The sequence below is a fragment of the Streptomyces griseoflavus genome (genome assembly GCF_014649995.1).
GTDB classification, from domain to species: Bacteria; Actinomycetota; Actinomycetes; order Streptomycetales; family Streptomycetaceae; genus Streptomyces; species Streptomyces griseoflavus.
Genome location: NZ_BMUC01000024.1, coordinates 57,236 through 79,938 on the forward strand (window position 1 = coordinate 57,236; position 22,703 = coordinate 79,938).

The following is a 22,703-nucleotide window of genomic DNA, read 5'->3' on the forward strand; positions in this document are numbered from 1 at the left end:
TCGGGCGGCCTTCCCCGTCCCGCCCGCGCGGCGGAGGGAACCGGCCGGGCCGCGTCCGCCGCCTCCCGTCGCCGGGGCGCCCTCCCGGCCCGGCGACGCGCTGCCGCCGGTGCCCGCCCCGGAGCAGGCCGGGAGCCGGCGGCCGACCCGGCGCGGACGCTCGGGACCCGCTCCGCCGCCCGGACGTTTCCGGCGGCGACACGGCGCGTGTCGCCCCGCCGGCAGCCGCACACCGACAGCACCGCAACGAGGAGAACCAGTGACCGACCCGGACCCCCTGCTGACCGTCACGCCCCGCCGGGACCCCTCCGGTCCCCACGTCCTGACCGTGACGGGTGAACTCGACCATCACTCCGCCCCCGTCCTGACGGGGGCCGTCAGCGAGGCACAGTCCGACGACCGCGGCCTGATCCTCGACCTCTCCGCGGTGACGTACTGCGACTCCACGGGCATCACGGTGCTCATCAACGCGTACCAGCGGGCCCAGACCACCGGCGCGCCCCTCGTCCTGGCGGGGGTCAACCCCGACCTGAACCGCCTCTTCCAGGTGGTGGGGCTCGACCAGGTCTTCACCTTCCGGCCCGACGTGGAGGCCGCGCTCTCCTCGCTGCGTCAGGGGTGAACCGGCGGCCCGCCCGGTGAGGCGTCGGCCTCCCGCCCGGTGCGGACCACCGCGCCCGGCGGGCGGGGTGGTCGGCGGTGCCGATGTCCGCCCGTGACGGCCGCTCCGGCTGCGGTCCCGTGCGCCCTCCCCCACGATGAAGGCATGGCGTTCATCCGCTCCGCTCGCCCCTTCGACGCCTTCCGGGCGCTGGCGGACCGGCGTGGGCGGCCCGGCGACAGGCTGATCGAGGCGCTGGCCGAGGCCAGGACCGGAACGCCGGACGGCCCTGAGCGCTGGGCGCCCGCGGTCGCCTCCCGCTTCGGCCTGCCCGCTGCCGCCGCGCTGGGGCCCGCCAGTTACTACGCGGACCTCTCCGCCCCGCACGGCGACCGTCATGTGCGGGTGTGCACCGCGACGGCGTGCTTCGCCGCAGGGGGCGGGCAGCACCTCGCGGAGGTGGAGCGTGAGCTGGGTGTCACCGCGCACTCCGCGTCGCCGCGCGGTGACGTGTCGGTGCAGACCGTCCGCTGCCTGGGCTACTGCTACGCCGGGCCCGCCGCCCTCGACGGCGGCACACCGTGTACCGGGGCGACCCTGCCCGCTCAGCTCGCTGGCCGGGAACCGGCGCGGGCGCCGGGGATCCCGGCGGGCGACGACACCGGTGACCCGGTCCTGCTGGGCGGTGTGCTCTCCGGCGAGCCGGCGTGGCAGGTGTGGCCGGGAACGGTGTCGTCCGGTACTCCCGAGGCGGTCCGCCGGAAGGTGGCGGCGTCCGGGCTGCGGGGGCGCGGCGGTGCCGGATTCGGCGTGGCGGCGAAATGGGAGGCGGCGGGCCACGCGCCCGGGACCGTGGTGGTCGCCAACGGTGACGAGGGCGATCCCGGTTCGTACGCCGACAGGCTGCTGATGGAGGCCGACCCGGGACGCGTGCTGGAGGGTCTGGCCCTGGCCTGTTTCGCGTGCGGCGCCGGCCGGGGCCTCGTGCTGGTGCGCTCCGAGTACCCGGCCGCACTGGCACGGATGCGGGAAGCGGTGCGCCGGGCGTACGCGGACGGGCATCTCGGACCGTCGGCGCACGGGACGGCCACTTCCCTGGACATCCACGTCGTCGAGGGCGCCGGGTCCTACGTGGCCGGTGAGGAAACCGCGCTGATCGCGGAGCTGGAGGGCGGTCGCGGGTCCGCCCGTCCCCGCCCGCCCTACCCGACCGGGCACGGTCTGTGGGACGCGCCGACCGTGGTGAACAACGTCGAGACCCTGGCGGCCGTCCCCTGGATCGTCCGGCACGGCGGCCGGGCGTACGCCCGGCGCGGCACGCCCGGCGAGACGGGAACCAAGCTGGTCTGCCTCTCGGAGCGGTTCGCCCGGCCGGGTTGCTACGAGGTCGAGCTCGGCACGCCCGTGCGGCGGATCGTCACCGGGCTGGGAGGCGGTCTGAAGGACGGCGCCGAACTGGCGGCGCTCCAGGTCGGCGGGCCGCTGGGCGGCTTCCTCGCTGCCGACGCGCTGGACGTGCCGCTGTCGGAGGCGGGGCTGTCGTCGCGCGGCGCCGCCCTCGGGCATGCCGGGCTCGTCGCCTTCGACGAACGGGTGGCGCCGGAGGACGTGATGCGCCACGTGTGGGACTTCGCGGCGGCGGAGAGCTGCGGCGCGTGCTCGCCCTGCCGCGTCGGGTCCCGGCGCGGTCTTCAGTGGGCCTCGGCCGGCGCCCCGCCGGATCAGGAGTGGGAGAGGCTGTCGCGGGTTCTGACCGAGGGAAGCCTGTGTGCCTTCGGGCGGCGGATTCCGCCCGCCGTGCGCAGCCTCGCCCGGGCCTACGGGGGCCGGCCGGCCGGGTGGGGGCCATGAACGGGTTCATGATCGAGGTCGATGGCGCCGGCGTCGCGGTACCCGAGGGGGCGTCCCTGCTCACCGCGGTGCGGGCGGCCGGGATCGAGCTGCCCGCGCTCTGCTCCGACGACCGGCTCAGTCCCGCCGGATCGTGCCGTACCTGTCTCGTGAGGGCCGGGGGACGGGTCGTGGCAGCCTGTGTCACCCCCGCCTCCCCCGGCCTGCGCGTGGGCACCGGGAGCGACGATGTCGTGCGGCTGCGCCGGGACGCGGTGGAGGTCATCGTCTCCGCGCTGCCGCCCCGGGCCCTCGCCGACGGCGGTCCCGGCGAACTGGCGCACGTCTGCCGGTCGCTGGGCATCGGCCCCGAAGCGGCACGGGGCGCCGGGGGCCGGGGCGCGGACGACTCCCACCCGTACGTCCACCTGGACCGTGACCTGTGCATCGCCTGCGGCCGGTGCGTGCGGATGTGCTCCGAGGTGCAGGGCACCTTCGCCCTCACCCTGGTCGGCCGGGGCGGCGACACGGTCGTGGCCCCGGGCACCGGCGGGCCCTGGGCCGAGTCGGACTGCGTGGCCTGCGGCGGCTGCGTGGACACCTGCCCCACCGGGGCCATCAGCGGGCCCGGACCGGCGCGGGGACTCACCTCGGCGTTCCCCCCGGCGGAGGGCCGGACGCGTACCACGTGCGGCTACTGCGGCGTGGGCTGCACCCTCGATGTCGTCACGAGGGACGGTGAGGTCGCGGCGGTGCTTCCCGCCCGGGACGGCCCGGTCAATCGGGGCCACGCGTGTGTGAAGGGCCGCTTCTCGCACGGGTTCCGCAGTTCCCCGGAACGGCTCACCCGGCCTCTGCTGCGACGCGGGGGTGTGCTGGAGCCGGTCGGCTGGGAGGAGGCGCTGGCCCACGTCGCCCGTGGCCTCACGGCCGCCGTCGACGCGGGCGGCCCGGACTCCGTGGCGGCGATCTCCTCGGCCCGCGCCACCAACGAGGAGAACTACCTCGTACAGAAGTTCATGCGGGTCGTCGTCGGAACGAACAACGTCGACAACTGCTCCCGCCTCTGCCACTCCCCCTCCGCCGCCGGCCTCACCGCTTCCTTCGGGCTGTCCGGCGGAACCGACACCTTCGACGACGTGGAGCGGGCCGACTGCCTGCTGGTGGTCGGCGCCAATCCCGTCGAGGCCCACCCGGTGGTCGGCGCCCGCCTGCTGAGGCAGGTTCTGCGCGGAGCCCGGCTGGTCGTCGCCGATCCCCGTGCCGTGGGTCTCGCCCCGCACGCCGACGTGCACCTGCGACCGCGTCCCGGCACCAACGTGGCGCTCTTCCACGGGCTCGCCCACGTGCTGCTCGCCGAGGGACTGGTCGACGAGGAGTTCCTGCGCGAGCGGACCACCGGGCTGCCCGAACTCACCGGGCTGCTCGCCGGCTACCCGCCCGACCGGGTCGCGGACCTCACCGGTGTTCCGGCCGCCGACCTGGTCGCCGCCGCCCGCCTGTACGGCAGGGCCGGGCGGCCGGCCATCGTCTACGGCCTGGGCGTGACCGAGCACCTCCACGGCACCGACGGGGTGCGGTCCCTGTCGAACCTTGCGATCCTGCGCGGCGCCGTGGGCACCGACCGCGGCTACGGCGTCAACCCGCTGCGCGGACAGAACAACGTCCAGGGCGCCTCGGACATGGGCGCCCTGCCGGACCTGCTGCCCGGGTACGGCAAGGTCACCGACGCCGCCGCCCGCTCACGCGCCGAGGACGTCTGGGGCGCGCCGGTCCCCCCGCGGCCGGGGCTTCGCATCCCGGACATGTTCGCCGCCGCCCGCGCCGGGGACCTGCGGGCGCTGTGGATCATCGGCGAGGACGTCTGCGCCACGGATCCCGACGCCAACCAGGTGGCGCGGGCCCTGGACGCCTGTCCGCTCGTCGTGTGCAACGAACTGTTCCTGTCCGAGACCGCACGGCACGCCGATGTCGTCCTGCCCGCCGCTTCCTGGCTGGAGAAGGACGGCACCTTCGTCAACTTCGACCGCCGGTTCCAGCGGGTCCGCCCCGCCGTGCCCCCTCCGGGGGAGGCCCGCTCCGACTTCGGCATCCTCCGGGCCGTCGCCGGGGCCATGGGAGGCGATCTGGGCTGCCCGGCCCCCGCCGACGCCCTCGCCGAATGCGGCCGGCTCGCTCCGGTCTTCGCCGGGCTCTCCCACGAGCGTCTGGACCGGGAGGGCTCCGTGCCGTGGCCCTGCCGCTCCGCCGACGTGCCCGGGGAGGCCAAGCTGTACACGGAGCGCTTCGCCACCCCGGACGGGCGGGCCCACCTGGCCTCCGCCCCCTACCTGCCGCCGGGTGAACAGCCCGACGACGAGTATCCGCTGGTCCTGGTGACCGGGCGGCGCTGGGCGCACTACAACTCCGGGAGCATGACGCGGCGCGGCGGCAACCTGGCGCTCGATCCGGTCGACTGCCTCGACCTCCACCCCGACGACGCCGGCCGGTACGGCCTGCGCGACGGCCAGGGCGTCACCGTGGAGAGCCGGCACGGCCGGGCCCGGCTCGTCGTCCGGGTCGGTGAGCAGACGGCCCCCGGGCAGGTCTTCTGCTCCTTCCACTTCCCCGCGAGCGGGGTGAACCGCCTGACTTCCGGTGTCGCGGACACCGTCACGTCCTGCCCCGAGTACAAGGTCACGGCGGTGCGCGTGACCGCCTCGTGAGGTCCGGCCGGACCGGAACCGCGCCGGCCACCCGGAGGGCCGGCTCCCGCCCTCAGGTCCGCGTGTAGGTCAGGCAGTCGACCTGCTCGTGCTCGTAACCGACGGCGATGGACGGGGCGTGGCACTCCAGCCCGCTGTTGTGGCGGCAGTCGGCCATCTTGCACGCGCCGACCCTGCCGGTGACGGACTGATCGCCGCCCTCCAGGTCGGCGCCCGTGAACGTGTCGCAGACGGGGCCGTCGAGGTCTCCCACGGTGATCGCCGCGGCGTGGCAGGTGTGGTCCTGGTTGTAGGCGCAGCCGTCGGCGGTGCATTCGCTGATGACCGGCAGTTGCATGACGGGGGTGGCTGCCATGAGGGGGCCTGCTTTCTCGAAGAGAGTCGTGCGGACCGGTCGCCGCGGTAGTGGCCCCGCTGGGCGACGTGTCACGCCGCCACGGTGAGCGGTCACTGCTCCGGCTCGCCGAACCGGCGCCTCAGCTCGTCCACGTCCCGTACGAGCCCGGTGGACTCACGGAACGCCCTCTTCCTGTTATTCCACTGTCCGCGATGCCGGAAGGCGACGCATTTCGGCACGGGCGGGCCGGGCCCGTTCCCGCTCCCGGGTCAGTCGCTCCGGGGGACGACGGCCACCGGGCACCCGGCGTGGTGCAGCAGGGCGTGGGACACCCTGCCGAGTTGCAGACCGACGTGGCCGTGGCGCCTGCGCGCCCCCACGACCACCAGATCGGCGCCGGAGGAGGCGTCCAGCAGGGCCTTGTGGGCGGGGCCTTCGACCACCTGGCGACGCACCTCGACCCGCGGGTGGTCCCGTGCGGCGTCGCGCAGCGCGTCGGTGAGGAGGGCGGAGGCGCGCTCCTCCCCGGCGCCGGCGGCATCGTCCGCGATCAGGGGGTGGTCCACGTGCTCGTGGGCGGGGCGGCGCCAGGCCCGTACGGCGTGCAGGCCACAGCCGCGCGCCTCCGCCTCGCGGAAGGCGAACCGCACGGCGTCCGAGTCCTCGGCCGAGTCACCGAGGCCCACCACCACGCGGCCCGGGGAGCCCTGCCGGTCCGGCTCACCGCCGCGCACCACGACCACCGGGCACACGGCACGGGCGGCCACCGTGAGACTCACCGATCCCAGCAGCATCCCCGCGATCCCTCCCCGGCCGCGGGAGCCGGTGACCAGGGCGGAGGACTCGTGGGCCGCGTGCAGGAGCGCGGACACGGCGTCGTCGGGCACCACCTCGCTCGACACCTTCAGCTCCGGGTCGCGCAGCCGGGCACGTTCCGCGGCGGACGCGGCGATGTGCTCGGCCAGGACCTCCTCGGCCGGACGGCCGGTCCCGAAGGAAGGGAGACCTCCTTCGTACCGCTCCCACAAGGAGGCGTGGACCAGCCGCAGGGACAGCCCGAGGCGCGCGGCCTCGTCCACGGCCCAGTCCACCGCCTCCAGGCTGGAGTCCGATCCGTCGACACCCACGACCAGCGGGTACTCCACGGTCACCACCACCTTCCTGCCCGGCCTCTGCCTCGAAGTCCCTGTCCATACCGTCGCACCGCTCGGGTTCCGTCGCGACACCGGGAGCGGCACACGCGTAGGGCTTCCGGTCGGGGTCGCCCGGGGCGTCGCGGTGACCGATCGGGTGCGGGGCCGGCCGCGGGCGGCGGGCCACGTCGTGACCCGGCGGAGGCGGACGGCCCCTTCCCGGCTCAGCCGGTGATCTCGACGCGGTGGGCCTTGCCGGTGTCCGTCCTCGGGACGCGCACCGTGAGGACCCCGTTCGTCAGGTCCGCGCTGACGCGTTCGGTGTCGGCGTTCGGCGGCAGGGTGGTGCGGTAGTCGAACCGCCCCGTGCGGCGGCTGTGCCTGCGGACCACCCCGGTGTGCTCCTTCTCCTTGATGTCACCGTGGATGCCGAGTTCGCCGTCGGCGACCTCGACGGAGATGTCCTCCTTGGCCACGCCGGGAAGCTCCAGTTCCACCAGGTAGGCGTCCTCGGTGTCCACGACGTCGGCCGGCGGCGCCCACGGTTCGCCGGTGCCGGTGCCGGTGCCGAATTCGGGATAGCCGCCGACGGGGAAGACGGCGTGCATGAGCTGGTCCATCCGGCTGTGGAGATCGTCGAGTTCGCGCAGGGCGGCCGAGAGCCCGCCCCTGCCGGGTCGTACGGGATGTGTCATGACCGGTCCTCCTTCTTGTCCCGCCGCGACGGCCTTCGCGTCACGTGGGCCGTCCGGTGGTCTGCCGGGTGGCGGGCGGCGGCGACCCCGTGTCCGGCGATGTCGCGCTCGGCGGTGTCCAGCAGCCGCTGGGCGATGTTGCGCAGGGCACGTCCCGCCGCCAGTTCGTCGCCGATCTCCGGCACGTCCGCGTCCGCCGGATGACAGTGCGCGGTCCCGTGGCAGGTGAATGCCGTGGTGCCGGTGTCCAGCACCACGTGCGCCTTCGTGGTTCCGTCGTCGTCCTCGAAGAGGTGGAGTCGCACCCTCCACTCCGCCGTGTGCGCCATCGCCTTCCTCCTCACCTCGGTGCCGGCCCCCGTGGCCCTGACACGGTGCGTTCCGGGACCGTGGACCGGGCGGAAGCCGCCGTGGTCCGTTCCTCGATGCGGCGCCGGACGCGGGCGGCGAGCGCGCCCAGCCGCTCGGAGGGCGCGGCCCGGGGGGCGACCGGCGCCCGGATCCGGCGGGCGGCCGGCGGCAGGTCCTGCAGGTCCGCCGTCAGCCTCTCCCGGCACTGGTCGAGCGTGGGCCCGGGGCCGGTGCGCCGTCCGTCCCGCATCACCGTCTCCAGCAGGGGCCTGCCGCCGTCGGGGGGCCGCTCGCCGGCCAGAGCGATCACGTCGGCGCAGCCGGGGCGGCGGAACACCTGCTTGGGTCCGGGTGCCGTCACTTTGGCCGACGACAGCTTCATCACCGGCCGGCCGTCGTACTCCACCAGTTTTGTAGGCCGAGTCCAGGTACGGCGCGTCGGCCGAGACACCGACGCGGGTGCCGACGGCGTAGGTGTCGATCGGCGCCCCCGAGCGGACCAGGCCGTCCACCGCGTACTCGTCGAGACCGCCGCTCGCAATGATCCCTACGTCGGGCAGCCCCGCGTCGTCGAGGAGGGACCGCGCCCGTACCGCCAGGGCCCCGAGGTCACCGCTGTCCAGCCGTACCGCCGAGCCGGGACCGCGGGCCGCGGGGCCGAGATTCCGCAGGACGCGCGACGCGACGCGTACTCCCTCCTCGGTGTCGTAGGTGTCCACCAGCAGGGTCACCGGTCCCGGGTGGGAGCGTGCGAAGGCGCGGAAGGCGTCCTCCTCCGTGTCGAACGCCTCGACGAAGGAGTGGGCCATCGTGCCGACGGCGGTCAGGCCCAGGGCGGTGGCCGCGGCCACGTTGCTGGTCCCGGCGAAACCGGCCAGCGCGCCCAGGCGGGCGGCCTGGAACCCGGCCTCCGGGCCGTGCGTGCGCCGCAGGGAGAAGTCCACGACCGGATGCCCCGCCGCGGCGAGGACGCACCGTACGGCCTTCGAGGCGATGGCGGTCTGGTGGCTGATCCGGTTGAGCACGTACGTCTCGGCCAGCTGTGCCTGCGGGAGAGGAGCGGTCACCTCCAGCAGGGGCTCCCCCGCCAGGACGATCCGTCCTTCCGGCACCGCCCGCACGTCACCGGTGAACTCCAGGCCGAGCAGGGGCCGCAGGTCACGCGGTGGACGGCGCATCGCGGAGGCGAAGGCGTCGACGTCGTCGGGGCCGACGTGGAGGCCGTCCAGGTAGTCGAGGGCCGACTCCAGCCCTGCCGCGACCAGGAAGCCCCGGCCGGCGGGCAGATCGCGGACGAAGAGGCTGAAGGTCGCGGGGCCGGTCATGCCCTCCCGGAGGTAGGACGTGGCCATCGTCACTTCGTACAGGTCGGTGGTCGTCGCGTCGGACATGGGCGTCTCCTCCTCGGTCCTGTCCGTCTCGTCCTCACGTCACCGGCGGAACCGGCCGGCCCACAGCGGCTCCACCCGGAGCCACTCGGCGTCCCACTGCGCGTACCTCCTCCGGTCGAGTGCGTGCCGTACGCCCGTCCGCGCCGCGAAGACCCCGCTCGCCACGCCGAGCGCCGCCGCACCGCCGGCGAACCAGCCGGCGGTCGCGGCCTGGTTCCTGGTCTTCGGTGGCCCGGTGACGGCCCCGGCGCCGTTCACCCACACCCGCAGGACGGTGCCCTGGTGCGTGTCGGGCGTGACGAGGGTGGTTCCGGTCCGCGCCGTGCCGTCGTCGTCGGTCCATCGGACCTGTGCCCGCTGTCGCGCGTTGTCGCCGACCTCCTCGGTGACCGACAGCACCCGGGCGTCGGTCCGGTGCCGCTCGGCCGACTGCGTCCGCACGGCGTGCATCGACGACTCGTACGCCGTCTGCCCCGCGCCGAGCGCGGCCGCCGGCAGGCCGAGCACGAGGACCAGCATCAGGAAGCCGCGGAACCAGGACTCGAACGTGTCGGAGGGACGTCGCAGCGGGTTCGCCCCCGCCGGCCGGCGCGGCGGGAAGGGTCCGGACGCGTGCGGCGGATTGCGTGCGCTCATGACTCGGCCTCCAGCAGGTCGCCGGTCCGTCCCCCCACCGTCCTGCTCCCATCATGGGACGGCACCGGCTTTCGGTCACAGGGCCGGAAGTCCCATGAAGGGCTGCTTCTCGGGCCCGGGGCCGGACGCCGAAGTCGTCCGTCGCCGCCCGTCCGGTCGGTTCCGGGGCACGACCGCGCGTGGGCACGGCGTGTGGTGCGGGTACCCGCTCGGTTGACCGGTCCGGTCGCGGAGCCGGGGCCCCGTCTCCTCCCGGCCGGATCCCGCGCCTGCGTTCCGCCCGCGGTCCACATGCGCCGCGGAAGGGATTGGGGTACTCCTCGAACGAGGGAACCCGCCACGTCCGGCCTGCCGACGGCCTCCGGCCGTCCGCGTCGCCGGACGCGGGCACCGTCGTCCCTCCTCTTTCCAGGTTCCTACGAGACGGAGGGCACCGCCATGCAACCAGTCGGCCTCGACGGCTCACCCGAGAGTCCCGCCGCTGTCCGCCGGGCCACCGACGAGGGCGCGGGACCGGCCGCCGGCCGCCGGGAACACCGGCCCGCCGCGGCGCCGCCTCCGCATCCCGTGGCGCGGGCCGCCGTCCGTCACGCACACCGACCCCTCTCCCGTGCCCGCCATGCCTGAGCCCGGCCCCGCCCGGAGGACGGTGCCCTCGGTCCCTCCGGCCGACACGGCCGGCACGTCCCCGATCCGGGCCGATGGTGGCCATGACGGCGCACCGCCGCGCGCGCAGGTGTGCGAGACGCACACCGCGGTCGTGTTCTTCGCCGGCGACCGCGCCTACAAGCTGAAGAAGCCGGTGGATCTGGAGTTCCTGGACTACACGACGGTGGCGGCCCGCCGGGCGGCGTGCGAGCGCGAGGTCGCTCTCAACCGCCGCTTCGCCCCCGACGTCTATCTGGGTGTGGGTGAGCTGCGGAGCCCCGACGCGCGGGTGCCGGAACCGCTCGTGGTGATGCGCCGGATGCCCGCGGACCGCCGCCTGTCCCACCTGGTGCGGCAAGGGGTCGCCGTCGACGAGGCGCTGCGGGCCGTCGCCCGGCAGCTCGCGGCGTGGCACGCGCAAGCGCCCCGGAGCCGCGAGGTGGACGAGCAGGGCACGAGGGACGCCCTGTCCGCGCGCTGGGAGGCGGGCTTCCGGCAGGTCCGTGCGCTGGCCGACGACGGCGTCGTGCCGGACGAAGTGGCGGAGGCGGAGCGGCTGGTACGCCGCTATCTCGCCGGCCGCGAACCCCTGTTCGACTCCCGTATCGAGCAGGGGCGGGTGGTCGACGGCCACGGCGACCTCCTCGCCGACGACGTCTTCTGCCTCGACGACGGCCCCCGCGTCCTGGACTGCCTGGAGTTCGACGACCACCTGCGCCACGTCGACGGACTCGACGACGCCGCCTTCCTCGCCATGGACCTGGAGCAGCTCGGCGACCCCCGGGCCGCGGCGTACTTCCTCGCCCGGTACGGCGAGTACTCGGGCGACCCGGCGCCCTCGTCCCTGTGGCACCACTACGTCGCCTACCGTGCGTTCGTCCGCGCCAAGGTCTCCCTGATCCAGGCCCGTCAGGGCGCGCCGGGCGCGGAGGCGGCGTTCCGGCGGCTGGTCTCGGCGGCGCTGCGCCATCTGCGTACCTCCGCCGTCGGCCTGACGCTCGTCGGAGGGCTGCCGGGCAGCGGGAAGTCCACCCTGTCCGGCGCGCTCGCCGACCGGCTGGGGGTCACGCTGCTCAGCAGCGACCGCCTGCGCAAGGAGCTGGCCGGGATTCCCGTGGAGCGGTCCGCGGCGGCCGGATACGGCGAAGGGCTCTACACGCCGGAGTGGACGGCCAGGACCTACTCCACCCTGCTGGACCGCGCGTCCGCCCTGCTGTCGTCCGGGGAATCCGTCGTGCTGGACGCCACCTGGTCCGACGCGGCCCAGCGGGAAGCGGCCCTGCGGGTGGCCGAGAGCGCCGGCGCCGACCTGGTGGCCCTCCACTGCCGTGTGCCGGACGACGTGTCGGCGGCCCGGCTGAGCACGCGTGCCCCGGGAGCGTCCGACGCCGACGCCGACGTCGCCGCCGCGATGGCGGCCGGGGCACAGCCGTGGCCGGAGGCCGTCGCGGTCGACACCAGCGGCTCCCTGGAGTCCGCGGTCGCACAGGCGCTGGCCGCCGTGCGTCCGTGGGGCACGGGCCAGGCACCGGTCTTCCGCCGCCCCTACATGGAGCCGGACTGAGGCGAGCGGGTTGTGCCCGCCCGTGCTCTTCGGGCCCGCGGCAGGCGGGTGTGCCCGCCGGTGCTCTCCGGGCACGCTCGGCGGCTGCCGGTCCGGGCCCCAGGTTTCGCGGGGCGCGGCGCCCTGCCTCATGGTGGGTGGTAGGGGGAACTCCGAGGGAGGCCACCATGGGTGAACAGGGGCCCCTCGCCCCCGGCGAGGCCTGGCGGGGCGTGGCCGTCTGCTTCCTCACCACCTTCGCCCTGCTGTCGCGGCACCGGGTCCGTCTCCCGAGGGAGCGGCTGGGCACGCGACTGGCGTTCGCCGACGGCTCCGGGGCCCGGGTCTACCGGGAGACCCGCCTCGGCAGCGGCCTGGCGAAGGACCCGTGCATGCTGGTGGTCACGTTCCGGCTGCGCCTTGTGCGCGGACCCGCGCACGCGGTGTTCCGCCGCGAAAGCCTGCTGAACACTCCCCTGTTCGTCGGCTTTCCGGGTTTCGCGTCGAAACTGTGGCTGGCCCACGACGAGCGCGGCCGGTACCGCGGCGTGTACGAGTGGGACGGCCCGCGGCGCGCCGAGCACTACGCGCGCTCCCTGTGGCGTGTGCTCGCGCTGGTCAGCGTGCCCGGTTCGATCCGGTACGCCGTAGTGCCGGGGGTGCGCCGCGACGACGTGATCGCGGACCCCGGACTGGTCGGGGACCCGGAGCCGGGGAGCGCCGCATGGTGGCGCACAGCGGCCGGCACCTGACGGCGGCGGTGGACGTCCTGGTCGTCGGGGCCGGTCCGACCGGCCTCGGCCTGGCACTGCAGGCCCACGCCCACGGAGCACGGGTACGGGTCGTCGAGCGGCGCCCCGAGCCGTTCCGGCCCTCCCGTGCGCTCATCCTGCACCCGCGGACCCTGGAGGTGCTGCGACCGCTCGGTGTCACGGACGCCCTGCTGGAGCGGGCGGACACCGCCCCCGGGGTACGCCTGCGTCTCGGCTCCCGCGTCGTCGAGACCGGGCTCGCGGACCTCGCGCTGCCCGACACGGCGTTCCCCCATCTGTCCCTCATGCGGCAGACGGATGTCGAGACGGTGCTGACGCGGGCGCTCGCCGACCGCGGGGTGACGGTCGAACGGGGCACCGAACTGCTCACGGCCCGCGACGACGGGGACGGCGCGCGTGCCGTGCTGCGCTCGGGGCACGGCGTCGAGAGGATCCGCTGTCCCTTCGCCGTCGGTTGCGACGGCCCGGCCAGCACCGTGCGGGCCTGCGCCGGCATCGGGTGGCACGGCAGGCCCTACACCGAAGAGGTGGTCCTCGCCGACCTGGACCTCGGCGGCACGTCCGCCGGCGCCGACGCCCAGGTGTTCGCGGGGAGCCGGGGGCTGCTGTTCCTCTTCCCGCTCGGAGAGCAGGCCGCCTGGCGGCTGCTGGCCACACGCGCGTCCGCGGGCGGATCGGGGCGGGACTTCGGCCAGCCGGGCCCGCCCGTCCCGGAGGCCGAGCTCCAGCGCCTCCTGCACGAGGTGGGCTCATGTGCGCGGATCGAACGTGTGGCGTGGTCGGCGCGGGTTCCACTGCAGTGCGGCCTTGCCCGGCGGTTCCGCCGGGGGCGGCTCTTCCTCGCGGGCGACGCGGCGCACGCCTACTCCCCGGCCACCGGCCAGGGCATGAACGCCGGTATCCAGGACGCGGTGAACCTCGGCTGGAAGCTCGGCTTCGCGGCGAGCGGTCGCGACGGCGGGGCAGCGGACGGGTTCGATGCCGAGGTGCTGCTCGATTCCTATGAAGCGGAGCGCAGGGCGGCTGCCCACGGACGGATGCTCCTGACGCACGCCGCGTTCTGGGCGGAGGCGTCGACGGGCCGGCTCCCCTCGTGGCTGCGCGCGGTGGCCGCTCCGCGCGCGGCCCCCGCCGTCCCCGTCCTCCTCGGCCGGCGACGGCTGGTCGCCGAGGCCGTCCGTACCGTCTCCCAGCTGCGCGTGAACTACCGGCACAGTCCGCTGTCCGTGGAGGGCACACCGACCCTGCGCGGGGCTCCCCGGCCGGGGGACCGGCTGCCCGACAGGGCCGTCAGCGTCGGGGGGCCCGCCGAGCGGCTGCACGGCCTGCTGGCCCGCCCGGGTGTGCACCTGCTGCTGCAACGTGACGCCGCCCCACCACCGGACACGCCCGCCGCGTCCCCGGTGACCGTGCTGCGGCTGACGAACAGCCCCGGCCGCGGTCTGGTGGCCGTCCGCCCCGACGGACATGTCGGCTTCCGCTGCGGGGCCGCCGACCCGGCCGGGCTCACCGGCTGGCTCTCCCTGGTCGGCGCGGCGGTGTCCCCGTCCGCCCGGGCATGAACACCATGCACGGGCCACGGCGCCCCGTCTCCCGGTCACTGGAACGCGGCGTGGATCTCCTGTTCGGTCGCGGAGTGCGAGACGAGCAGGAGCTCGTCCCCGGCCCGCAGGCGGACCGCCGGATCCGGCACGGTGGGCTGCCCGTCACGGACGATCGTCGCGACGACCGTCCCTTCGGGCAGCCCGATGTCCCCCAGGGCTCGCCCCACCGCCCTGGACCGCGGTGTGATGGCCGTTTCGATGACGTCGATACCGGCCTTGCTGAGCCGCAGCAGGGCGACCGTGTCGGTGGCCCCGGTGGCCTCCTCGATGAGGGAGATCAGCGGGGTGGCCGCGGGTACGGCGACGTCGACGCCCCAGTGGGCGTCGAACAGCCAGGTGTTGTCGGTGTCGTTGACGCGGGCGGCCACGCGGGGCACCGAGAACCACCGTTTGGCGAGGAGGGCGATGACGAGGTTGCCCTCGTCGTCTCCGGTGGTGGCGACGACCAGGTCGGCGGTCAGCACACCGGCGTGTTCCAGGAGGGCCGGTTCGCACGCGTCCCCCGCGACGAGCAGCACGCCCGGGAGGCGGCCCCGCAGGTCGGCCACCCGGCCGTCGTCGCGGTCGATCAACGTGACCTCGTTGCGGGCCGCGAGGAGCACCTGGGCGATCTGGGTGCCGAGGCGTCCCGCTCCGGCGATGAGCACCTTCACGTCCCCAGCTCCTTGTCGAGAAAACCGCGCAGTCGGCCGAGCGCGGTGGCGGCGACGGCGAAGGTGACCAGGTCGTCCCCGTGTGCGGGCGTGTCGTGCGCGGGGATGAAGGAGCGGCCCGCTCGGGTGACCTCGACGACGCGGATCTCGCCGTCGACGTCGAACTCCGTCAGCCGCCGGCCGACCAGGTAGCCGGGCAGCTCGGAGCGGACCAGCAGGGTCTCCCCGTTGCCGAAGCTGAGTTCCGGACTCAGGTGGCGGTGCAGCAGCATCCGGTGGATGCGGTGCACGGTCCAGTGGATGCCGGCGATGGTGGGGATGCCGAGTTCCCGGTAGATGTCGGCACGCCGGGGATCGTGGACGCGGGCGAGGACGACGGGTACCCGGTAGGTCTCTTTGGCGGTCCGCGCGCTGACGATGTTGCTGTTGTCGTTCGAGGTGACGGCGGCGAAGGCGTCCGCGTGCTCGATCCCGGCGGTCCGGAGCACCGCCCGGGCGTAGCCGTTGCCCTGGTGGAAGCGGATGCGCGGGCTGTCGGGCAGTCGCAGGGCCGTTCGGGGGCGCCGGTCGACGACCTGCACGTCGTGCCCTTCGGCCGCGAGCAGACCGGCGAGTGCGGAGCCCACCCGTCCGCAGCCGACGACGATCACCTTCACCTCGGGTCTCCTTTCCGGTGGCCGGCGCGGCGGCGCAGCCACCCCTTGCGGGCCTCGTCCGCGAGCAGGGGCAGTGTGCCGAGGCCGGTGAGGACCGCCCAGTCGGTGGCGTCGAGCGGAGCGGTGTTGAAGACGGCCTGCAAGGGCGGCAGGTAACTGATCGCGGCCATGAGGGCGACGCCGAAACCGCCCGCCGCCAGCAGGGCGGGGTTGGTCAGCAATCCCGCGGTCAGGATGCTCTGGCGGTCGGTGCGCACGGTGAGCGCGTTGAAGAACTGGCTGAGCACGATCCCCGCCTGGACCATGGTGACCGCCTCCTGGTAGGCGAGGGTGTCCTCGGTGAAGTCGTCGAACGGGATGCCCGAGGAGCCGATGTGCCAGAAGAACACGGCGCTCACGCAGGCCGCCTGGATGCCGCCGAGGAACAGGATCCGTCCCACCACCGCGGCGGAGAACAGTCGCTCGTGACGGGAGCGCGGCGGGCGGTCCATCACGTCGGATTCGGGTGGCTCCGCTCCCAGGGCCAGGGCGGGCAGCACATCGGACCCCAGATCGATCGCCAGGATCTGCACCGCGCTGATGGGCACCAGCGGGAATCCGGCGAAGGTCGCCGCCAGGATCGGGACCAGCTCCCCGATGTTGTGACTGAACAGGTAGACGAGGAACTTGCGGATGTTCTGGTAGACCGCGCGTCCGAGTCTCACGGCGGCGGCGATGGACGCGAACGAGTCGTCCAGCAGGACCATCGAGGCCGCCTCCCGGGCGACGTCGGTGCCCGAGGCCCCCATGGCCACGCCGATGTCCGCGTGCTTGAGCGCCGGGGCGTCGTTCGCTCCGTCCCCGGTGACCGCCACCACCTCGCCACGCCGCTGGAAGGCGGTGACGACGCGCATCTTGTGCTCCGGGGCGACCCGGCACAGCAGCAGCTCGGACGGCTCGGCGAGAAGCGAGTCGAGCGCTTCGTCGTCCATCGTGTCGAGCCGGGCTCCCGTCACCACCACCGGGTCCGGCCGCCGTACGATCCCCACCCGTCGGGCCACGGCCTCCCCGGTCAGCGGGTGGTCGCCGGTGACCATGACGACCCGGATGCCCGCCCGTCGGCAGGCGGTGACCGCGTCGGTGACCTCCGGACGCGGCGGGTCGAGCATGCCGACCAGTCCCAGCAGGGTCAGCGCCGACTCGGCTTCCTCCCGCGCCGGGCGGGGCCCGTCCAGCGCCCGCCGCGCGACGGCCAGCACCCGCAGCCCTTGTGAGGCCAGCTCGTCACCCGCCGCGACGGCCGCCGCCCGGACCGCCCCGGTCAGCGGCTCGCGCCGCCCGTCCCGTTCCACGCCGGTGCACCGCGCCAGCAGTTCACCGGGCGCTCCCTTGACGCACGCCAGGTAGCCCCCGCCCGTCCTGTGCACCGTGGTCATCAGCTTGCGGTCCGGGTCGAAGGGGAACTCCGTCACCCGTGGCGCGGCCGCCTCCTGCGCGCCGCGGTCCAGGCCCGCCTTGGCCGCGACGACGAGCAGCGCCCCTTCCGTGGTGTCGCCGAGCACCCGCCAGTGCTCCCGGCGGCCGGCGGGCGGGACCAGCCGGGCGTCGCAGCACAGGCCCGCCACCCGAAGCAGCTCGCGCACCGGAGCGGCGTCGGCGACCTCGCCGCTCGGCTCGTACCCCACCCCGCTCACGGGGTGCGGGGCGCCTCCCGCCCACACCTGGGTGACGGTCATCTCCGCCTGGGTCAGTGTCCCGGTCTTGTCCGTGCACACGACGGTGGTCGATCCGAGTGCCTCCACGGCCAGCAGTTGTTTGATCAGGGCGTGGCGGCGTGCCATCCGCCGTACCCCGATCGACAGGGACACCGAGAGGGTGGCGGGCAGCCCTTCCGGCACCAGCGCCACCATCACCCCCAGCGCGAACACGAAGAGGGTCACCGCGGACTGCCCGGTGGGCAGCCGGACGGCGAACATCAGTGCGCCGATCGCCAGGGCCGCCCCTGCCACTCGGCGGGCCATGGAGGCGACCTGGAGCTGCAGCGGGGTCTTCTGCCGCGGGGCGGCCGCGGCCAGCCGGTAGATCCGGCCGAACTCGGTCGCCGCACCGGAGGCGTACACCACGGCCCGCCCGGATCCGGCGACGACGTCGGTGCCCATGAAGACGCAGTTGCGGGCCTCCAGCGGTGGTCCGCCCGCCACCGGATCCGCGGTGCGGCCCACGGCGTCGCTCTCCCCGGTCAGCGGCGCGTTGTTGACGGCCAGCTCGTGCGCTTCGACCACCCGGCAGTCCGCCGGCACCGCGTCGCCGGCCTCCAGCGTCACCAGGTCTCCCGGCACCACGTCCCGGGCCGGCAGCTCCAGCCGCTCACCGTCGCGCAGCACCCGGCAGGTGTGGGGCACCATGGCCTCCAGTGCCTGGGCCGTCCGCTCCGCCGAGTACTCCTGGGCGAAACCGATCGCGGCGTTCAGCACCACGACTCCCAGGATCGCCACCGCCAGTTGCACGGTGCCCGCGTTCCGCGGCTCCTGAAGGGCGTACGCCAGGAAGGTGATCCCCGAAGCGACGATCAGCACCACCGCGAAGAGGTCGGTGAACTGGGCGGCCAGTTGCCGCCACACGGTGCGGCGCCCCGCTCGGGGCAGCTCGTTGGCCCCGTACCTCTCCAGCCCGGCCCGGGCCTGTGCCGCCGACAGGCCGCGCCGTGACGTGCCCAGGGCGGCGAAGACCTCACCGGCGGGGAGGGCCGGCACCGCGGGCGCCGGGCCGGAACCGGACGCCTCGTCCCCGCCCCGGCCCGGTACCGGCGCCTTCGTACCGCGGTCCATCAACCGTCCCCGCAGGATGCCGGCGTCCTCGCCGGGGGCATGACGGGCCCGGTCGCCCGGAGGACCCCGGCCGGAAACGCCACGACGGGCCCGGGGCAGGTCGCAGGCGGTCCCCCCGGTCCGCGGCCCACGGCCCCGGGGCGCCACCTCGTCGGGCGACCGGCCTGACGGGCACCGGCAGCGCTGCCCGGGTACGGGCCGAAGGCCGTCCGGCAGCTCACGACGGGACCGCGATGACGGGGCAGTGGGCGTGGTGCAGCACCCCCTGGCTCACCGAGCCCAGCAGCATGCCCGGGAAACCTCCGTGCCCCCGGGTCCCGACCACCAGGCCCAGCGCGTGTCGCGAGGCTTCCGTCAGGACCTGCACCGGGTGGCCACGCACCACTTCGTGGCGCAGCTCCACGTCCGGGTGTGCCGCGGTGCGGCCCGCGACCGTCTCCGACAGCACACGGCGGCACTCCTGGACCGCCGCGTGCTCGTCCAGTACACCGAGGAGCGGCGGATGCCACACGTACAGGGCCCGCAGGAGCGCTCCGCGCAGGGACGCCTCCTCGAACGCCGCGTCCACCGCCGCGGCCGCGTGCTCACTGCCGTCGACGCCGACCACGAAGTACCCGGGCTGCTGAGCGGTGTGCTCCGGCTCCCGGACTGCCACGACCGGGCAGGGGGCGTGGGCGACGAGGGGGAGAGCCACGGAGGCGGAGGAGAACATCCCCCGCCGCTTGCTCAGGTGCCAGGATCCCACCACGGCCAGGGCGGCGCTCCGCGCCTCCTCGTGCAGGACCCACGCCGGTTCCCCCTCCGCCAGCAGCGTCGACAGCTCCAGCGCCGGCCACCTGGACCTCACGAAGGAGACCGCGTCCTCCAGCACCTGATCGCCCAGGCCGTGCAGCGTCCGGTTCCACTCCTCCCAGGACGGCCGCACCTCCCCCGACCGGTATCCGCCGGTCGGTGTGCCCTGGGCGTGGACGAGCCGCAGCGGCAGACCACGCCGGTCCGCCTCGTCGGCCGCCCAGGACAGTGCGAGGCGCTTCGAGGGATCGGGATCGACGCCCACCACGATCGGCCGGCGTCCGTCCGCACCGGACATGGCACCTCCAGGAGTCCGCGCACCTCTCGTTGCCTGTCTCTCCAGACTGGCCCCCGCCGCCGGGTGACGCCACGCCAGGGCCGGTCGGGCGAATGGCCCACGCGTTCGCCCGTGGCCCGGGGCGGACCGACGGCCCGCCGGGAGCTGCCGGTACGACCGGCTCGGTGCACCGTTCGGCCCTGGGCCGGGCACGCCGTACGACGAACACGGGAAGCGGGCTGGTGGCGTGGCTGCCGGCGTGTCCCCCCGGGCTGCAGCGAGGTGACGTCATGAACGTACTCGTCGGTTATGCGACCGCCCACGGGTCCACCCGGACGATCGCGGAGAGAACGGCCACCGTCCTGCGCCGGGCGGGGCTGACGGCGGAGGCCAGGCCCGTGGGCGAGGTCGAGGACGCCGAAGCGTACGACGCATTCGTTCTGGGCAGCGCCGTGCACGGGCAGAGCTGGCTGCGACCGGCCGGGGACTTCGTGCGGGACCACCGGGACGTCCTGGTCTCCCGCCCGGTGTGGCTCTTCAGCGTCGGAATGCCGGCGGCGCTGCGCGGACCGTGGCGGCGCATGGCTCCCCGAGAGGTACCGGCGATCGAGAGGGACCTGCCGCCGCGCCTGCTGTACCGGAGCCACCGCCTGTTCTCCGGCGTCGTCGAACCGAGTCACCTGTCCGCCACCGGACGTCTGCTGTTCCGCCTGGTGGGCGGACGGTTCGGCGACTTCCGTGACGGGGAGGCCGTCGACGCCTGGGCCGCGGGCATCGCCGGGGAGCTGCGTGCGGGGGTGTGACGCAGGGCCGTCCTGGCAGCCTGCCCGGTGGTGCGGTGTGATGGAAGGAGGTCCGGCCCCTGACCCCCGCGCCGGACGGACCGGGGTACGCCATGATCCGACGCACGTTCGTCCCACGGCTGCGCCGCATGACCGCGGCGGTCGTGCGGCCACGGCTCGAACCCGCTCTCCTCGCTGTCACCGCGGCCGCCCTGGTCGCCGGGGGCGTCGCACGGCTGGCCGGCGCGGCACCGCTCTCCGGCCTCTTCTGGGCCGTGGGGACCCTCTCCGCCGTCGTCCCCTCGGTGGTGTGGGTGCTCGCCGCGCTGCGACACGGACGCGCGGGGGTGGATCTCATCGCCGTCCTCGCGCTCGGCGGCACCCTGGCCGTGCACGAGTACCTGGCCGGTGCCCTGATCGCGTTCATGCTCGCCACCGGCCGCACCCTGGAGGCCGCGGCCCAGCGGCGTGCCTCCCACGATCTGCGCGCCCTGCTGGAACACGCGCCGCGTTCCGCACGCCGCCGCACCGGCACCGGGGTGGCCACGGTGCCGCTGGGCGACGTCGCCGCCGGTGATCTCCTCGTGGTCGGTCCGGGCGAGGTGGTCCCCGTGGACGGCCGGGTGGAGAGCGCCGCCGCCGTTCTCGACGAATCGGTGCTCACCGGTGAGTCCCTCCAGGTGGAGCGGGCCCGGGGCGAGACGGTGCGCAGCGGCGCGGTCAACGCCTCGGGCGCGTTCGAACTGCGCGCGACGGCCACCGAGCGGGACAGCACGTACGCCGGGATCGTGCGGCTGGCGCGACAGGCCGGCGCCGAGTCGGCGCCCGTCGTGCGCCTGGCGGACCGCTATGCCGCCTGGTTCCTGCCCCTGTCGCTCGCCGTGGCGGGACTGGCCTGGCTGATCAGCGGCTCCGCGGTGCGCGCGGTCGCCGTCCTGGTGGTCGCCACTCCGTGCCCGCTGCTCCTGGCGGCACCGGTCGCCGTCGTCTCCGGGCTCTCCCGCGCCTCACGCCTCGGCGTCGTCATCCGCGACGGCGGCGCGCTGGAGAACCTCGGCCGGGCCCGCACCCTCCTGCTGGACAAGACCGGCACCCTCACCGGGGGGCGTCCCCGCGTCATCGACGTCGTCGCCGCTCCCGACGGCCACCCCACCGAGGTCCTCCGTCTGGCGGCCTCGCTCGACCAGTACTCGCCGCACGTCCTGGCCCGGGCCGTCGTCGAGGCCGCCCTGGAGCGCGGACTGACCCTGTCGGTCCCGTCCGGCGTCACCGAGGAACCCGGCCGGGGCGCCACCGGCACCGTGGACGGGCACCGGGTCTTCATCGGCCGTACGGACTTCGCGGACGCGCGGCCGTCCTGGGCCGGGGCGGTCGACAACCGTGCCCTCCTCGACGGCGCGGCCGTCGCCTGGCTCACCGTCGACGGGCGCCCGGCCGGTGCCGTCCTGCTGCGCGACCCCGTCCGCGACGACGCGCCGCGCACCCTGCGGCACCTGCGCACGGCGGGGATCGAACGGCTGCTGATGCTCACCGGCGACCGCGCCGCGTCCGCCCGTGAGGTCGCCGCCGTCCTCGGTCTGGACGACGTACGCGCCGAACTCGATCCGGCCGACAAGGTCGCCGCCGTACGCGCCGAACGCGAGCACGCCGTCACCGTCATGGTCGGCGACGGAGTCAACGACGCCCCCGCCCTCGCCGCCGCCGACGTCGGCGTCGCCATGGGCGCCCGTGGCTCCACGGCCTCGTCCGAGGCCGCCGACATCGTCCTGACCACCGATCGCGTCGACCGTCTCGCCGACGCCGTCGTCATCGCCCAGCGCACCCGGCGCATCGCCGTCCAGAGTGCTCTCGGCGGCATGCTGCTGTCCCTGGCCGCCATGGCCGCGGCCGCCGCCGGGCTCCTCCCGCCGGCCGTGGGGGCCCTGCTCCAGGAGGGCATCGACGTCGCCGTCATCCTCAACGCCCTGCGTGCCCTGCGCGGGGGGCCCGACGCACGACCGGTCCTCTCCCCCGCCGCCGAGGCTCTCGTCCACCGCTTCGCCGCCGAACACGACGACCTCCAGGACGTCCTCGAATCCGTGCGCGACGCCGCCGACCGCCTTTCCGACAGCCCCGGCCCCGAGGCCCTGACGGCCGTCGAGGAGGTCCACCGGCTGCTGACCGAACGGCTGCTTCCGCACGAGTACGCCGAGGAGCACGAGCTCTATCCCGCCCTCGCGCCGACGCTCGGCGGCCCCGAGGCGACCGCGACCATGAGCCGCGCCCACACCGAGATAGAACGGCTCTCCCGCCGCGTCGCCACCCACGTGGAACTGGCCCACGCGGACGGGGGCCTCTCCCCCGAGCAGCTCGACGACCTGCGGGCGTGCCTCTACGGCCTGAACACCGTGCTGCGACTGCACTTCGCGCAGGAGGAGGAGAACTACTTCTCCCTCGCCCCGTGAGCGACGGTCCGTGAGGAGCCGAGCACGCATCCACCGGGCTCCCGG

Annotated in this window: 18 protein-coding genes and 1 pseudogene; 8 read left to right on the forward strand and 11 right to left on the reverse strand. The window is 74.9% G+C overall.

Going from position 1 to position 22,703, the window contains the following annotated elements:
- The first annotated feature begins 259 nt into the window (after nucleotides 1–259).
- The 3 genes from IE172_RS32580 (at nucleotide 260) to fdhF (ending at nucleotide 5,136) form a co-directional block, all read left to right on the forward strand.
- Nucleotides 260–622: an STAS domain-containing protein gene (locus IE172_RS32580; protein WP_190100961.1), complete on the forward strand. Its 363-nt coding sequence runs from the start codon at nucleotides 260–262 to the stop codon at nucleotides 620–622.
- A 144-nt stretch (nucleotides 623–766) separates the two neighbouring features.
- The gene (locus tag IE172_RS32585; RefSeq protein ID WP_190100962.1) at nucleotides 767–2,452 is read left to right on the forward strand and encodes an NAD(P)H-dependent oxidoreductase subunit E; all 1,686 of its coding nucleotides are present in this window, start codon (nucleotides 767–769) and stop codon (nucleotides 2,450–2,452) included.
- Nucleotides 2,453–2,460: 8 nt separating this feature from the next.
- A complete protein-coding gene (gene fdhF, locus IE172_RS32590; protein WP_190100963.1) occupies nucleotides 2,461–5,136 on the forward strand; it encodes a formate dehydrogenase subunit alpha in 2,676 nt (891 codons plus the stop codon).
- Between the two features lie 52 nt (nucleotides 5,137–5,188).
- On the opposite strand, the gene IE172_RS32595 is transcribed toward fdhF, so the two are convergent.
- From IE172_RS32595 to IE172_RS32620, 7 genes and pseudogenes are all read right to left on the reverse strand, one after another.
- Nucleotides 5,189–5,491: a DUF1540 domain-containing protein gene (locus IE172_RS32595; RefSeq protein WP_229886676.1), complete on the reverse strand. Its 303-nt coding sequence runs from the start codon at nucleotides 5,489–5,491 to the stop codon at nucleotides 5,189–5,191.
- 251 nt (nucleotides 5,492–5,742) lie between these two features.
- On the reverse strand, nucleotides 5,743–6,618 hold the full coding sequence (locus IE172_RS32600) for a universal stress protein (RefSeq protein WP_190100984.1): 876 nt from the start codon (nucleotides 6,616–6,618) through the stop codon (nucleotides 5,743–5,745).
- A gap of 212 nt (nucleotides 6,619–6,830) precedes the next feature.
- Nucleotides 6,831–7,301, reverse strand: a complete 471-nt coding sequence (locus IE172_RS32605) for an Hsp20/alpha crystallin family protein (protein WP_190100964.1) — start codon at nucleotides 7,299–7,301, stop codon at nucleotides 6,831–6,833.
- Nucleotides 7,298–7,630, reverse strand: a complete 333-nt coding sequence (locus tag IE172_RS32610) for a dsRBD fold-containing protein (RefSeq protein WP_190100965.1) — start codon at nucleotides 7,628–7,630, stop codon at nucleotides 7,298–7,300. The genes IE172_RS32605 and IE172_RS32610 overlap by 4 nt, the downstream gene beginning before the upstream one ends.
- Nucleotides 7,631–7,641: 11 nt before the next feature.
- Nucleotides 7,642–8,034, reverse strand: a complete 393-nt coding sequence (locus tag IE172_RS34995) for a beta/alpha barrel domain-containing protein (RefSeq protein WP_306432834.1) — start codon at nucleotides 8,032–8,034, stop codon at nucleotides 7,642–7,644.
- Nucleotides 7,994–9,043: pseudogene (locus IE172_RS32615) on the reverse strand (nicotinate phosphoribosyltransferase); the annotation flags it as partial. The pseudogene IE172_RS32615 and the gene IE172_RS34995, both read right to left, overlap by 41 nt.
- 39 nt (nucleotides 9,044–9,082) lie before the next feature.
- The gene (locus tag IE172_RS32620; protein ID WP_190100966.1) at nucleotides 9,083–9,679 is read right to left on the reverse strand and encodes an Rv1733c family protein; all 597 of its coding nucleotides are present in this window, start codon (nucleotides 9,677–9,679) and stop codon (nucleotides 9,083–9,085) included.
- A 736-nt stretch (nucleotides 9,680–10,415) separates the two neighbouring features.
- Between IE172_RS32620 and IE172_RS32625 the strand changes: the two genes are divergently transcribed.
- The 3 genes from IE172_RS32625 to IE172_RS32635 all read left to right on the forward strand — a co-directional run bounded on the left by IE172_RS32625 (nucleotide 10,416) and on the right by IE172_RS32635 (nucleotide 14,205).
- Nucleotides 10,416–11,891, forward strand: coding sequence for a bifunctional aminoglycoside phosphotransferase/ATP-binding protein (locus tag IE172_RS32625; protein ID WP_190100985.1), 1,476 nt, complete (start codon nucleotides 10,416–10,418; stop codon nucleotides 11,889–11,891).
- Between the two features lie 167 nt (nucleotides 11,892–12,058).
- Nucleotides 12,059–12,622: a hypothetical protein gene (locus IE172_RS32630; RefSeq protein WP_190100967.1), complete on the forward strand. Its 564-nt coding sequence runs from the start codon at nucleotides 12,059–12,061 to the stop codon at nucleotides 12,620–12,622.
- Complete coding sequence (locus IE172_RS32635) at nucleotides 12,595–14,205, forward strand: FAD-dependent monooxygenase (RefSeq protein WP_190100968.1); 1,611 nt, start codon at nucleotides 12,595–12,597, stop codon at nucleotides 14,203–14,205. The genes IE172_RS32630 and IE172_RS32635 overlap by 28 nt, the downstream gene beginning before the upstream one ends.
- 35 nt (nucleotides 14,206–14,240) lie before the next feature.
- Here IE172_RS32635 and IE172_RS32640 read toward each other — a convergent pair whose 3' ends face one another.
- The 4 genes from IE172_RS32640 to IE172_RS32655 form a co-directional block, all read right to left on the reverse strand.
- Nucleotides 14,241–14,900 carry a potassium channel family protein gene (locus IE172_RS32640; RefSeq protein ID WP_190100969.1) on the reverse strand — a complete coding sequence of 220 codons (660 nt, stop codon included), beginning with the start codon at nucleotides 14,898–14,900 and terminating at the stop codon, nucleotides 14,241–14,243.
- Nucleotides 14,897–15,556 (reverse strand): potassium channel family protein, encoded by a 660-nt coding sequence (locus IE172_RS32645; RefSeq protein ID WP_190100970.1) that lies wholly within the window; start codon nucleotides 15,554–15,556, stop codon nucleotides 14,897–14,899. The genes IE172_RS32640 and IE172_RS32645 overlap by 4 nt, the downstream gene beginning before the upstream one ends.
- Complete coding sequence (locus tag IE172_RS32650; RefSeq protein ID WP_229886677.1) at nucleotides 15,553–18,363, reverse strand: cation-translocating P-type ATPase; 2,811 nt, start codon at nucleotides 18,361–18,363, stop codon at nucleotides 15,553–15,555. Before IE172_RS32650 ends, IE172_RS32645 begins: the two co-directional genes overlap by 4 nt.
- Nucleotides 18,364–18,580: 217 nt before the next feature.
- Nucleotides 18,581–19,453: a universal stress protein gene (locus tag IE172_RS32655; protein ID WP_190100971.1), complete on the reverse strand. Its 873-nt coding sequence runs from the start codon at nucleotides 19,451–19,453 to the stop codon at nucleotides 18,581–18,583.
- A gap of 269 nt (nucleotides 19,454–19,722) precedes the next feature.
- Here IE172_RS32655 and IE172_RS32660 point away from each other — a divergent pair, with 269 nt between their 5' ends.
- Together IE172_RS32660 and IE172_RS32665 are read left to right on the forward strand one after the other, a co-directional pair.
- Nucleotides 19,723–20,235 carry a flavodoxin domain-containing protein gene (locus IE172_RS32660; RefSeq protein ID WP_190100972.1) on the forward strand — a complete coding sequence of 171 codons (513 nt, stop codon included), beginning with the start codon at nucleotides 19,723–19,725 and terminating at the stop codon, nucleotides 20,233–20,235.
- Nucleotides 20,236–20,327: 92 nt separating this feature from the next.
- Nucleotides 20,328–22,658, forward strand: a complete 2,331-nt coding sequence (locus IE172_RS32665) for a heavy metal translocating P-type ATPase (RefSeq protein WP_190100973.1) — start codon at nucleotides 20,328–20,330, stop codon at nucleotides 22,656–22,658.
- The last annotated feature ends 45 nt before the right edge of the window (nucleotides 22,659–22,703 follow it).